The following is a 12,668-nucleotide window of genomic DNA, read 5'->3' as shown; positions in this document are numbered from 1 at the left end:
AGAGAGGTTATCCCCCTCTTCACTCCAAAGCATTCATTATTGCTGCTGGTTAGCCGCTTTTCTTCTGAAAAGAACAACAGCTGTCAAGGCAAGAAGTGAACCCAATCCAGCAAATGTCATCGCTGATACCGGAAGAGATTCGCTTGTTCCTCCCATACCTGTTTTAGGCATGTCACCAGGCATAGCTGAAGCTTCAAACTTATCAGGCATTTGCGTCACGATGGCATTACCCAGATTCTGTCCTACCCCAAACATGAACTTGTACCCTTCGCGGAATGACTGGTAAGCTGCATCGTAGTCGCCGGCAACATACTGGTCAAACGTTTGTGTGACAAGGGCTTCGTGCTGTTTAATTGCTGCCTGTGCATCTTTGGCCGGAAGATTTTCAGCTGTTGCAGCACCAAGGAATGTGCCGAAGTCCATTGCAAATTGATCAAGCTTTGCTTTTGCTTCCGAAATTTTCGTATCATCGCCTTCAAGCGTAGCTGCTACGATTTCAGCTTGTGCATTGATGTGGTTGCCCTGCCATACTTTTTCAAACTGTGCCGCACCCTCTTCTCCATATACAGAGCCGATGGCCGCTTTAAAGTCTGCTGTGTTGGCATCTTCTGACCAGCTGACAAAGTCATAATCTTCTGTTTGGTCAAATCCTTTTTGCATGCCTGTTGCTGCCAGTGCAAAGTGTTCGGCTGCAAGGCTGTTTAAAGCAGAACGAAGGTCAGCTGCAGGTGTATCGGATTTTGTATTTTCGAATTTTTCAGGCATTTGAGTCGTGATGGCTCCCGCTAATGCGTCACTGATCACATACATATGCTTATATCCTTCTCGGAATGTTTCATTTGCTTCCTTGTAGTCGCCTTCTACGTAGTTATCAAAAACTTCAAGCACCTGGGCTTCGTGAACTTTCACTGCCTCTTCAGCTGCTTCTTTAGGAAGCTTTCCTTCTGTTGCAGTTCCAAGGAAGGTTGAAAATTCTTCAACAAATGCCGCGACTTCTTTTTCTGCTTCTGCACGGGCATTTTCGTCATTTCCTTTTGCCGCATTTACAAGATCGGCCGTGTAATTATTATGTTCCCGGAAGATTCGCTCGAATTCAGCTGCCCCTTCTTCCCCGTATACTGAAGCAATGGCAGGAGTCATGTCAGCTGCGTTCTGATCTAGAGCTTTGTTTGCTGCCTCTGCATCTTTTGCTCCATCATAGGATTTTGTCATGGCTGTTACCGCTAAAACAAAATGCTCTGACAATAGGTAGTCAAGGTCTGCTCTGAGCTGCGCTGCAGGTGTGTTGACTGTCGGCTTCATTTCCTCTGCCTGGACGGTCGTTCCGAAAGCTGGTACAAGTAAGGATAAGCCAAGTGCAGGTGCTAACAATTTTCTGATTTTCATGATTACACGCTCCCTGTCGTTTTTTAAAGTTCGTTTTGAACTTCTTGTACAGGAAACGACAGGATTTTTTAAATGGATCACTTTTTTATTCATTTTTTTTCTGGGTATAAAAAAACAGACGGATTTTCCGCCTGTTTTCATCTATTATCCCAGGTCCACGTTGTGGTATACCTGCTGAACATCCTCTAAATCTTCAAGCGCATCAATCATTTTTTCAAATTGTGCCTGTGCATCTTCAGGGAGCTCAACATCATTTTGAGCAAGCATCGTAAGTTCAGCTACTGTAAATTCTTTAATGCCGGCATTTTTAAATGCTTCCTGAACGGCATGAAATTGCTCGGGTTCAGCATAGACAATCACAGAATCTTCTTCTTCAAGAATATCCCGCACATCAAGGTCTGCTTCCATCAAAAGTTCAAGAACATCCTCTTCGTTCTTGCCTTCAATACCGATAACAGCCGTTGCATCAAACATGTACGCGACAGAACCGTTCACTCCCATGTTGCCGCCATTTTTGCCGAATGCAGCACGAACATCGGACGCTGTGCGGTTAACGTTGTTTGTCAATGCGTCGACAATCACCATGGAGCCGTTTGGTCCAAATCCTTCATAGCGCAGATCATCATAGCTTTCCTCAGAGCCGCCTTTTGCTTTTTCAATCGCACGGTCAACGATGTTTTTTGGGACGCTGTATGTTTTTGCACGTTCAAGAACCATACGGAGCGCCTGATTGGACTCAGGATTCGGCTCCCCCTGTTTTGCTGCTACATAGATTTCCCTGCCGAACTTAGCATAAATCCGGCTTGTATTTGCATCTTTAGACGCCTTTTTCTCTTTAATATTGTTCCATTTACGGCCCATATTTTTTTCACTCTCTTTCCATTCTTATAAAAATGCCTGTTTAAACAAGCACGTGTATGATTGACATTCAATCTATTATAGCAAATTCCTCCCGTTTTTTTCGAGTACTTGTTTCCTTGTTTCAATCTTTCATAGAGCGGGTACCTTTTTACCATGGAGGCGATAAAGATGAAACCGAAATTCAAAGTTTTTCACGATGATGAACAGCTGAAGGAATCGATTGACAGATTGCGCCATGACGGCATCAGGGACGAGGATATTTACATACTCTCACACGACAATGATCACGTCAGACGCGACCGCAAAGAAACAGACGCCAATAAAATCGGCGTAGGTGTTACCGGAGTCGGAACGGCCATCAAAAATGTGTTCAGAAGCAAAGATGACAAACTCGTCGTGAAAATGGAAGAAATCGGGTTTGATACTGAAATGGCCGAAAAGCTTGAAGAAGAACTTGATAAAGGAAAGACGCTTCTTGTGGTAAGAAATCAGGATGAAGTGACATTCTAATATTTAAATACATTAAAAGCTCCGGCATAACAGCCGGAGCTTTTTTGCGTCTGTTGTTATTCGTTCGACACTCTCTTAAACGGCCACCAGTTCGCTGATCCGAATGTTTTAACCATAACCGGTATAAACAGCGGCAGGATCACTAATGCGTATAAGAACAAACCGATTAAAATGATGGAGGCAATCTGCAGCAGAGAAAGCATTCCGGAAGGCATCATTGCGGCGAACGTGCCCCCTAGTATAACGGCTGCTGAAATGATAACTGTCCCCATCTTTTTCATAGACATCAGCATTGCTTCGCCGACTGACAGATCGCGGTATTCATTGAAACGGTCCATCAGGAAAATACTGTAGTCGACGCCAAGCGCAACAAGAATAACAAATCCAAAAAACGGAACTGCCCAGCTTATGCCTGTGTACTGAAGAATGTCTACAAAAATCACTTCGTTGATCGCCATGGATGTAAAGTAGGCTAACACGAGTGAGCCAATAATGTAGATTGGCATAATCAGAGAGCGGAACATAAAGATGAGAATAATAGAGATTCCCACAAGCATCAGAATAACTGTACGCGAGTAATCCTGTGCAGAAACAGCACTCAAATCTGCGTTCGTGCTTGTAATGCCGCCTACCGCCACATCTGCATTCTCAAGCTTTGTATCTTTTACAGCACGGCTTACAGCCTCTTTAATCTCCGGTACTTGTTCAATCGCTTCATTGGAATACGGGCTTGCTTCAAACACCACATCAAGCGTCATCGTTTTCCTGTCCTCAGACATATAGGCGTCAAGCGCCTGTGCAAATTCCTTGCTGTCAAGAACCTCCTCAGGGAGATAGAAACCATTTTGGTCCGAGGACTTTGAAAGGCCGGTCAAGTAATCCTGAGCAGAGCCGATTCCGTCTGATACTTGGTTAAGCCCGTCGGCACTCTGATTTAAGCCGTCCGTCAGCTGACCCAGCTGGCCGCCAAGATCACCAAACCCGTCAAGCAGCTGCTTTTGACCGGAATTGACTTCTCCAAGACCGTTTGCAAGCTTCGGCATGTTTCCGGCAATTTGCCCCTGCCCGTCAGCAAGCTGATTGAGTCCTGCAAGCTGCTGATCGATTCCTTTTATAAGAGCATCGATACCCCCCGGGAACTGGGCAAGGCCGTTGTTTGCCTGGGTGAAGCCTGTGTTTGCCTTGGATATTCCTGCTGATGCACCAGCTAAACCTTTGTTAAGCTCTGCAACACCTGCAGAAAGATCAGGAAGTGCATCTGCTGCAGTAAGAGCGCCCCCTTTTATCTCCTTGTATTGAGGTTCATCTTTTATTCCAAGATATTTACCTTCTAAATCAGCAAAATCTTCAGGCTGAATCTGAGCCACGGCACTGTTTACAGCCGCAAGTCCATTTTCAATTTTAGCGTATTCTGCTAACAGTGTTCCTATCCCTGTGCCAGCTTCATTGTACCCTTTCAACAGCGAATCATACCCTGCCGAAAGCTTTTCCAGCTCTGACTTCGTTTTCAAAAGCCCATCTTTGATTTGCGCCGAGCCGGCACTGCCTTGGCGGATACCGTCTTCAATTTTTACGAGATTTGACTGAACCTCATTAATGCCCGACTGGAGTTCAGACGTTCCCGAGATCAATCCGTTAATTCCTTCTGTTGCGTCATTCAGCTGCGGCTGTGATTTTGACAGTTCACTGCCGGCTTCGTTTAATCCTTTGCTGATTTCATCAATTCCTTCTTTGCCGTCGCCAAGTCCATCACTCAGGTTTTCCGCCTGTTTGGCTACAAAGAAATCTTCAATCGGCTCTCCCGCTGGGCGGGTAACAGACCGGACATTATCAACAAGGTCGACTTTTTCGACCTCCTGACTGATTTTTTCGGCCAATGCTGCATATTCTGCTGAATCCATTTCCTCGTCATTTTGCATCACGATCTGTGTGGGCATTGATTCACCCGGGCCGAAGCTGTCAGCGATGGCATTAAATGCCTTGATCGAGGATACATCCCCGCTGATTTCTTCCAGAGAATCAAATGACAGTTCGCCGTCATAAACGGCCAAAAACGGCACGCAAATCGCTGCAACGATTAGCAGGGAGAGCAGCGGGCGGGCAAGCGAGAATCTGCCGAGGATGCTCCAAAGTCTGCTTTCCCCGTGTTCTGCTTTGCTTTTGGACGGCCAGAAAATCTTCCCGCCAAGCACGGCCATGAAAAACGGCACGATCGTAAATAACGCGATAAGCAGCACAGCCACACCGACTGCAACCGCCGATGCAGACTGGTAGAGTTTAAACTGTGAAAATCCGATGGCAGCAAAGCCGATCATGACGGCAACGCCGCTGAAAAAGACCGTCCGACCGGCATTTTTATACGTAGCCACAATGGCATCAGTCACCGTCTCACTTGTGGCAAGTTCTTCTTTAAACCTGCTCAGAATCAAAATACAGTAGTCTGTTCCGATTCCAAAGAGAACGGCTACAAGGAAAATTTGTGTGTAATTAGAAATAGGAAAATCCAATGAATCTACTAAAAACGAAACGATAGACTGTGAAGCAAGATACGTAAAGCCTACCGCAAGAAGCGGGATAATAGGCGCGATGATCGATCTGAAGACGAGAAGTAGCACTGCGAGTATAAAGATCACCGTGATGCCCTCTGTCTTTTTCAACCCTTCTTCAGAGCTCTTGATCAAATCTTCATTGATCATCCAGTTGCCGGTGTAGTCATAATCAACGTTCACATCGCTGATTGCTTCATAGAGAGCATCTCTCACTTCTTCCGGTTCGCGGTCGTTCCATGCAACGTTGACAGATGCAAGAATGGCTTTGCCGTCTTTTGAGACAAGCTGTTCTTTGAGGCTTTCTTCGTTAAAATGGGTGAGAATTTCGGTTATACCGAGTTTATCTTCTTCCATTTCAAGCGTGCGGATTGCCTTTTCAGCTTCGGAAATCTCTGATTTCGTCAGCTTTTTCTCACTGTAAAAGACAAGAGCCACCGAACTTGAATCTTCCCCGCCTTCTTCTTTTTGCACCTCATCAAGAATTTCAGATGCATAGGAAGAGGAATAGCCCTCCGGAACATCAATCTGGCCCTTCTCCCGGACCAGGTCCGCCATGTTCGGAGCTGTAAACAGCAGTCCGGCAACCACAGCAATCCAAAGAATCAGGACAAGCCATTTTTGTTTAATAATCGTATTCACTCAGATTCCCCCGTATGATGTTCTTTGTTTTCAAGCAGAAGTCTGTTCAGCTTTTCATAGGTTTCAATAAACTGCGTGATTTCTTCGGGATCAAATTTATTAATAAATGATTCCACGAGCGTATGTATGCGGTTTTCCGCTTTTTCAAACAGCTCATGCCCCTTATCAGACAGGGTTAAGTAAACCACTCGGCGGTCATTTTCATCCCGGTCGCGTTCAATCAGTCCCTTTTCATGAAGACGTGTAATGATGGCCGTTATGGCACTTTTTTTCACATTAAAAGCAGCTGCCAGTTCAGTCGATGTGCAGGTCTTTGCCTGACTCATATATCTCAGCATATAGTGCTGATCATTTGTCAGATCACTGCCGATTTGTTCTTTTACAAGCGTTTCCGCGTTATTCGTCACAGAATAGGAAACCGCTATGTACCGGTCAACAAGCTCCGTAATTTTGCTGCATGACATGCTCAATACCTCCTTTGGTGTCTTGTGCGCCAACTATCAAAAAATTAATAGTTCAACAATTTAACTTTTAACGTATTTAACTATATGGCGCAGTAGTGAAAAAGTCAATGAAGATTCTGTTAAGAATTCAAACAAAAAAAGATCCTTAAAAAGGATCAAGTGACACTTCAAGCTGGAGATCCAGCGGCTCGCGGCTGTAAATCTCCCCATTAATTTCTTTAGCAGGGACGCAGCCCGCTTTCCGGTAAAAATGCTGTGTTTCCACGGATGGATGTGCGCCAATGTACAGTTTTTCAGCACCCATTTGTTTGGCATTTGTGCAGGCAAGTTTAAAAAGCTCAAGACCTGTCCCTCTCCCCCGCGTATCTTTTGAGACATGAATGTATGACAGTTCAAGATAGTGCAGGCTTCTCCAGAACTTCTTTCCTTCAACCGCGGCAAAACCTATCAGGTGCTCTCCCAGGAAGGCGCCAATGACAGTTCCTCCAGCCCGCATGCATTGCCTGAGGGATTGAATGACTTCATTCTTCTTTTCACGGTCCCAATCATCGGTAAAAGAATCTTCCTTTTCCCTGAACTGGCCATTTTCCGCATACCATACCCGAACTGTTTTCTGATCCCTGACAAAATGGTCGAGCATGCCTGGTTTTACCTCTTCTGCAAGAAGTCTTCTGTATAGAATAGACATGAATGATTCCTCAATATTGTTTAATTTGTTCAGAGAAGGCAATGCTTGCTTTTCTTCTTGATTTTCTGATCTGCGAGCGCTCATCACCTGTTGCAAATAAGTATTTTTCCTCATCAGATTCCGGAAAGACAGCAGGAACTTCTTTTGGCCGGCCATTTTCGTCAAGTGAGACGAACGTGATGAAGCTTGTTGCTGCGACCTTTGATTTCCCGCTTTTTAAATCCTCTGCTGTTACTTTTACAAACACTTCCATTGACGACCTTCCAGTGAATGTCACAAATGATTCAAGATGGACCGCATCTGCCGGACGGATCGGGTGCAGGAAATCAACCGAATCCATTGAGGCAGTGACGCATTCTGTTCTGCAGTGCTTGGATGCTGAAATGGATGCGACAACATCGATATAGGCCATCAGCTTTCCTCCAAACAGGGTCTGATGATTATTTGTATCAGGAGGCAGCACGCGGTTTGTTTGAAAAACGCGTGATTCTGAGCATGGTTTTGGAGGCAGTTTAGCCATTGGTCAATCTCCTTTATGTAAAGAATTCTTTCTTTCAATCAGACCAAACCCAATACCTGCAGGGTCTGTTGCATAAGCAAGATAAAAATCGTCAAATTCCATTTTCTCTCTGACGATAACAGCTCCATTCCTTTTTGCAGCGGCAAGTGTCTGATCAATAGAATCTACTTCTATCTGGATTCTAGTTCCATGAGGAAAATCCTCCGGTCCTTTGCTGATTCCCCCGGTAATTTCAGCTGCAACCTGTCCAGTCTTTACTTCTCTATAGTCCCAAACCGGTTCCCCTGATTCCCATCCGAATACCGCTTCATAAAATGCTGCCGCTTTTTCCGGATGTTGGCTGCTTAATTCAAAACCGACCACTTTTCCCATATGATTGATTCCCCCTTTTCAATACCCATATTCTAACATATCTTCCGGCATCATATTGCCCGTAAAAAAGGTTTCAATCTTATTACATCTCGTTACAACTGCCCCATAAGGTTTCTTTTTCAATTCATTTCCTTTATAATGCGCACTAGATGATTTTTTTTAGAAAAAATTATACTTCTAGCTTAAAGGAAGGAGATCGATGATGAAAAAAATAATGTTTTCACTCATAACAGGTCTGATGGCCGTTGTTTTAGCCGCATGCGGAGGCAACGAAGAAAGCAAAGAGGCTAAAACGGAAAATAAAGCAAAAACAGCCGAAACCGATCAGCAGAAGGAACAGCAAAAGCAAATGGAAGAAATGCAGAAAAAATTAGAAAAACAGCAAGTGGATGAAAAGAAGACGGTCGCTCTCGTTAATGATGAAAAGATTCTTGGAAAAGACTACAACAGCGTCCTTCAGGCAACTCAAGGACAAATGCAGCAAATGGGCCAGGATCCAACGTCCAAGGAAGCTGCCGAACAAGTGAAAAAGCAGACGCTTGACAGCTTGGTAGGACAAACCCTTCTTATGCAGGAAGCCGACAAAAAAGGCTACAAAGCATCTGATGAAGACGTAAAAAAACAGCTTGATGAAACGAAAAAACAATTCAAAACAGAAAAAGAATTTGAAGCAGCACTCAAAAAATCAGGCATGGACATGAAAACTCTTGAGTCGCAGATTGCCGATGACATTAAATTCAGACAATATATCGAAAAAGAAGTGCCTGCAGGTGAAATCTCTGATGAAGAGATCCAAAAAACGTATGACCAGTACGCAGAGCAAGGAAAAGCAGCAAAACAGGAAGTACCTAAGCTTGAGGAAGTAAAACCGCAAATCGAGCAATCGCTCAAACAGCAAAAACAACAGGAGCTTCTGGCTCAAAAAGTGGAAGAACTTAAGAAAAATGCAAAGATTGATCTAAAGATTTAATGTAAAGACCCCCGCTGATCTATCAGCGGGGGTTGTTTTATAGTTATACAGTCTGAGGACCAGTTCGCCCGGTACGATTTGATTGACAGAAACTTTAAAGAACTATCCCAAGTTTTCCATGAAGGTATTCTTGAATAACTGAGAGGAATCAATGATTGCAGCCCCTTTTGAATGCATGTACTTTAAAGACTTCTCTTTCCTTGCATCACTCATGCTTGCTATTGCATCTTTTACAACTGCTGCAGTGAATCGCCTGCGGATGGCATCGAGTGCAGTTGCAGCCACACAGGCTTCTGCAAATAAACCAACAATCACTAAGTGTTTAACTCTGTTAGCCGTTAAATAGGAAACAAGCTCCGGATTGCTTAATGCACTTGATTTGCTTTTTGAAAAATAACAATCATTCACCCTCAGAAGCCTCTCATCCAGCTCAGCACCCTCGCTCCCTTTTAATGCTGATTTTTTCGTTAAAAAATTGGCCATGAATTGTCTTGGTTCATATTCATTGCCAATATAAACTACAGGTATTTTTTTATGATCAGCTTTCTTCACAATGTCATTTACATTCTCCAGCATCGGTTCTATTTGATGTGCTGCTGCGGGCATTCGAGCTTTTTGGCTGATAAAGCCCTTTTGAATATCAAGTACAAGTATAGCTGTATCCATTTATTCGCTCTCCCTTGTTTGATTAGTGTCATCAACTCTGAAATCTCCCCGCTTGAGGGTTCTATTATGCCGGATAAGTGCCATCAATTCTGAGTTCTCTCCGCTTGAGGGTTCCATTCTGCCGGATAAGTGCCATCAACTCTCGGATTTCTCCACTTGAGGGTTCTATTATGCCGGATAAGTGCCATCAACTCTGAGATTTCTCTGCTTGGGGGTTCCTTTCTGCTGGATAAGTGCCATCAACTCTGAGATTTCTCTGCTTGGGGGTTATATTCTTCTGGATAAGTGCCATTAACTCTGAGATTACTCTGTTTGAGGGTTCTATTCTCCCGGATAAGTGCCATCAAGTCTGTGTTTGCTCCGCTTGATGGTCCCTTTCTCCCGGATAAGTGCCATCAACTCTGAGATTACTCTGTTTGAGGGTTCTATTCTTCCGGATAAGTGCCATCAACCTCCAAATCTCCCTGCTTGATGGCACTATTCAACTCTCCAATTTTCAATATCAATGAATCTGCTTCTCAAACAGCATATACCGGTCGCTGAACTTTGCCATTCTGCTTACCAGCAGCAGATTAACAAGGAGCAGGCCAAGCCCGATTAAAAAGGTAACACCAGCTCCGACGAGAAAGAGTCCGCTTGCCTGGCCGGCCATCATTGCCACCACCGGCAGGACGATAACCCCTCCGATGTTCTGCGCTTCCTGATACGTCTTCACCCGTGAAGAGATCAGCACGTTCAGCAGGACTGTCAGCAGGGAAACCATCGGAGACAGCCAGAAAATAAGAACTAGCCAGTTGGCGGACGGGAAGATCATTTGTCCGTACAGCTGATACCCGAGACTGTTGATAATTATCCCGCTTAGAACAAAACTTGCTAACGATACAAGCAGCGATGGCAGAAACGATCCAATGATTTTGCTTACAAACAGCGTTTTGACAGACACTGGCGAAAACAGCAGGCTCTCAAGTGTTCTCCGCTCTTTTTCGCCAACAAAGCTGTTCGCAGCGACTACGCTTGCTGTGATAATGGGAACGAGAAGAAAAAGAGATGGAAGCATGTAATTTAAAAATAAAAAGACAAACTGCTGTTCAACTGTCTCAAAAGCAATGCTTTCCCGGTTCAGCTGGGTCATGAAGCTCGAGATCATCCTCTCCGCGTCACTCCCGGCAAGTTCCTCAAGATCTAAAAAGAGAGCGGCAGAAAGAATGGCTGCAGGGATGACGCTTGAAAAAAGAACAGGGATAATGATCAGTACGGCAAACAGATTCTTGCTGCGGATAATGTCTCTCAAGTCTTTTTTAATGATGGCCTTCATGATTGTGCTGTTCATTGTGCTTCTCCCTTACTTTAAAATAGATGGCCTCAAGTCCGCTGTTTACCATCTCAGCGGAATAAATAGAATGCTTTTTTAATAGTTCCTTCAGCAGTCCTGAAATGTGTTCTTTAGAAGGCAGAGTAAATACCGCTTCTCCCGGTTTCAGCTGGTCAAAAGGAAAACTGGCTGCATCCCTTTGTATCATAGCCGGCTCCGTTAACACCCTTACTTTGACATCCTTCAAGTATTTATCTGAAAGCTCAAATACCGTGCCCTGTTCAACAATCGTCCGGTTTTCAAGGAACGCAAAAGAGTCACAGACAGGTTCCAGCTGATGAAGAACATGGGAACAGATAATGATGGTTGTACCTGTTTCTTTGTTATATTTTTTTAAATAGGAAAGGACCATCTTGATGCCGTCCGGGTCCAGTCCGTTTGTCGGCTCATCTAAGTAAAGAAGCTTTGGTTTATGCAGCAGTGCTTTCGCGAGAGCAAGGCGTTTTTTCATGCCTGTGCTGTAGGTTCCGGCCGGTTTGTCTTTATGTTCGGCAAGATCAAAAAGCTCAAGCAGCTCTGCCGTTCTCGCTTTTTCTTTTACGCCGTATAAATCAGCAAAAAAAGAGAGATTCTCCTGTCCGCTTAACTGGTGATATAGGCCGGCACTTTCTGTCACAACACCTGACAGTTTCCTGATCTCATCTCCGCTTGTGGCAGGATCATGACCAAAAATGGAGATTTCGCCGCTGTCAGGTTTGATGACGCCGTTCAGGATCCGGATAAACGTTGTCTTTCCCGCACCGTTCGGACCGAGCAGCCCGATAATCCTCCCTTCTTCCGCTTTAAAATTCACATCATTCAGCACTGAGTGACTGCCGAACGATTTTGATGCACCCGTGACGTTAATCATATTTGTAAATCTCCTTTTCTCCCATTAGTAGAATAGTGGAATAAACAGCAGCTGCATGGAAATATGGGCAAACATATGAGAAATGATTGCGTATTCGAATCCTTTTTTCCAATAGAGATAACCGAAGAAAATTCCACCGATGCCATTAAGCAAAAAGCTTCTGAACACGATTAACCCTGTCAGCTCCCCGAACACGACGGATGTAAAGGGCAAATGCAGCGCAGCAAATCCCAAAGCAGCTATGAGGATGGCCGCCAAATAAACTGCCTTGTTATCTGTCTTTAGAATCTTGCGGAATCCCCAAACAAGAAAGGAGACAAAAAACAGGCGAAGAAGCGTTTCTTCAAAAACGCCTCCCCCTATTACACCCGCAGCCAAACCAAGCCATGAGAATTCGGGGCTGTACTCATTTAATTGAGGAATGCGGCTTTCAAAATAAAAACGATCCGAAGCAACAATAAGGAATCCTGTTATCACTCCAAAAAAGACTGCAAGCAAGAAAGGTTTACCCCCGAACGATTTCTTTTGCCCTTTTTCAAAAAAGGACTGCAGAATGTCAAACGAAAAACCCGTTTTCCGAGCAAGGTTAAACCCTGCCCAGGCTAACAGGAAACTCATAACAAACAGCTGCGCGGAAAAAGCCAGAGACGTAATCACCATCGGCATATCCGCTGTCATCTTCTCAAACTCGTTTTGCGGAAGCGCTGACTTTAAAGTCTCTAATTGGTAAGGCAGGAGCAAAAAACCTGCTCCAAAACATATAACTCCAATAAACAATGCAAGCTTTACATCCAATTTTTTCATAAGAGATTCCCCCCAAT

General features: G+C 44.4%; 13 protein-coding genes. 2 read left to right on the top strand and 11 right to left on the bottom strand.

The annotated features are described in order from the left end of the window. Positions 1 to 36 precede the first annotated feature (36 nt). Together AZ46_RS00920 and AZ46_RS00915 are read right to left on the bottom strand one after the other, a co-directional pair. Positions 37 to 1,386: a hypothetical protein gene (locus AZ46_RS00920; protein ID WP_029282387.1), complete on the bottom strand. Its 1,350-nt coding sequence runs from the start codon at positions 1,384 to 1,386 to the stop codon at positions 37 to 39. A 144-nt stretch (positions 1,387 to 1,530) separates the two neighbouring features. Further along, on the bottom strand, positions 1,531 to 2,247 hold the full coding sequence (locus tag AZ46_RS00915; protein WP_029282388.1) for a YebC/PmpR family DNA-binding transcriptional regulator: 717 nt from the start codon (positions 2,245 to 2,247) through the stop codon (positions 1,531 to 1,533). A 168-nt stretch (positions 2,248 to 2,415) separates the two neighbouring features. Between AZ46_RS00915 and AZ46_RS00910 the strand changes: the two genes are divergently transcribed. Further along, on the top strand, positions 2,416 to 2,757 hold the full coding sequence (locus AZ46_RS00910) for a YflT domain-containing protein (RefSeq protein ID WP_029282390.1): 342 nt from the start codon (positions 2,416 to 2,418) through the stop codon (positions 2,755 to 2,757). Positions 2,758 to 2,813: 56 nt separating this feature from the next. On the opposite strand, the gene AZ46_RS00905 is transcribed toward AZ46_RS00910, so the two are convergent. The 5 genes from AZ46_RS00905 to AZ46_RS00885 form a co-directional block, all read right to left on the bottom strand. Further along, positions 2,814 to 5,945, bottom strand: coding sequence for an MMPL family transporter (locus tag AZ46_RS00905; RefSeq protein WP_029282392.1), 3,132 nt, complete (start codon positions 5,943 to 5,945; stop codon positions 2,814 to 2,816). Continuing rightward, a complete protein-coding gene (locus AZ46_RS00900) occupies positions 5,942 to 6,409 on the bottom strand; it encodes a MarR family winged helix-turn-helix transcriptional regulator (protein WP_029282394.1) in 468 nt (155 codons plus the stop codon). Before AZ46_RS00900 ends, AZ46_RS00905 begins: the two co-directional genes overlap by 4 nt. Before the next feature lie 145 nt (positions 6,410 to 6,554). After that, on the bottom strand, positions 6,555 to 7,097 hold the full coding sequence (locus AZ46_RS00895; RefSeq protein ID WP_029282395.1) for a GNAT family N-acetyltransferase: 543 nt from the start codon (positions 7,095 to 7,097) through the stop codon (positions 6,555 to 6,557). Between the two features lie 10 nt (positions 7,098 to 7,107). Then, complete coding sequence (locus tag AZ46_RS00890; protein WP_029282397.1) at positions 7,108 to 7,617, bottom strand: acyl-CoA thioesterase; 510 nt, start codon at positions 7,615 to 7,617, stop codon at positions 7,108 to 7,110. Positions 7,618 to 7,620: 3 nt separating this feature from the next. Continuing rightward, positions 7,621 to 7,989 carry a VOC family protein gene (locus AZ46_RS00885; RefSeq protein ID WP_029282399.1) on the bottom strand — a complete coding sequence of 123 codons (369 nt, stop codon included), beginning with the start codon at positions 7,987 to 7,989 and terminating at the stop codon, positions 7,621 to 7,623. A gap of 202 nt (positions 7,990 to 8,191) precedes the next feature. On the opposite strand from AZ46_RS00885, the gene AZ46_RS00880 reads away from it, so the two are divergent. Next, positions 8,192 to 8,959 carry a SurA N-terminal domain-containing protein gene (locus AZ46_RS00880; protein WP_029282401.1) on the top strand — a complete coding sequence of 256 codons (768 nt, stop codon included), beginning with the start codon at positions 8,192 to 8,194 and terminating at the stop codon, positions 8,957 to 8,959. Positions 8,960 to 9,061: 102 nt separating this feature from the next. Here the strand turns inward: AZ46_RS00880 and AZ46_RS20875 are convergent, their stop codons facing one another. The 4 genes from AZ46_RS20875 to AZ46_RS20870 all read right to left on the bottom strand — a co-directional run bounded on the left by AZ46_RS20875 (position 9,062) and on the right by AZ46_RS20870 (position 12,651). After that, complete coding sequence (locus AZ46_RS20875; RefSeq protein ID WP_029282403.1) at positions 9,062 to 9,625, bottom strand: cysteine hydrolase family protein; 564 nt, start codon at positions 9,623 to 9,625, stop codon at positions 9,062 to 9,064. A gap of 502 nt (positions 9,626 to 10,127) precedes the next feature. Continuing rightward, entirely contained in the window at positions 10,128 to 10,955 is an 828-nt protein-coding gene (locus tag AZ46_RS00870) for an ABC transporter permease subunit (protein WP_029282405.1), read from the bottom strand. Further along, positions 10,924 to 11,847, bottom strand: a complete 924-nt coding sequence (locus tag AZ46_RS00865) for an ABC transporter ATP-binding protein (RefSeq protein ID WP_051826973.1) — start codon at positions 11,845 to 11,847, stop codon at positions 10,924 to 10,926. Before AZ46_RS00865 ends, AZ46_RS00870 begins: the two co-directional genes overlap by 32 nt. Positions 11,848 to 11,871: 24 nt before the next feature. Next, positions 11,872 to 12,651: a CPBP family intramembrane glutamic endopeptidase gene (locus tag AZ46_RS20870; protein WP_051826971.1), complete on the bottom strand. Its 780-nt coding sequence runs from the start codon at positions 12,649 to 12,651 to the stop codon at positions 11,872 to 11,874. Positions 12,652 to 12,668: the final 17 nt, after the last annotated feature.

Source organism: Metabacillus indicus LMG 22858, from assembly GCF_000708755.2.
Taxonomy (GTDB): domain Bacteria; phylum Bacillota; class Bacilli; order Bacillales; family Bacillaceae; genus Bacillus_P; species Bacillus_P indicus.
The sequence above is the reverse complement of the archived record's forward strand: the minus strand, read 5'-3'. Positions and strand labels throughout refer to the sequence as shown.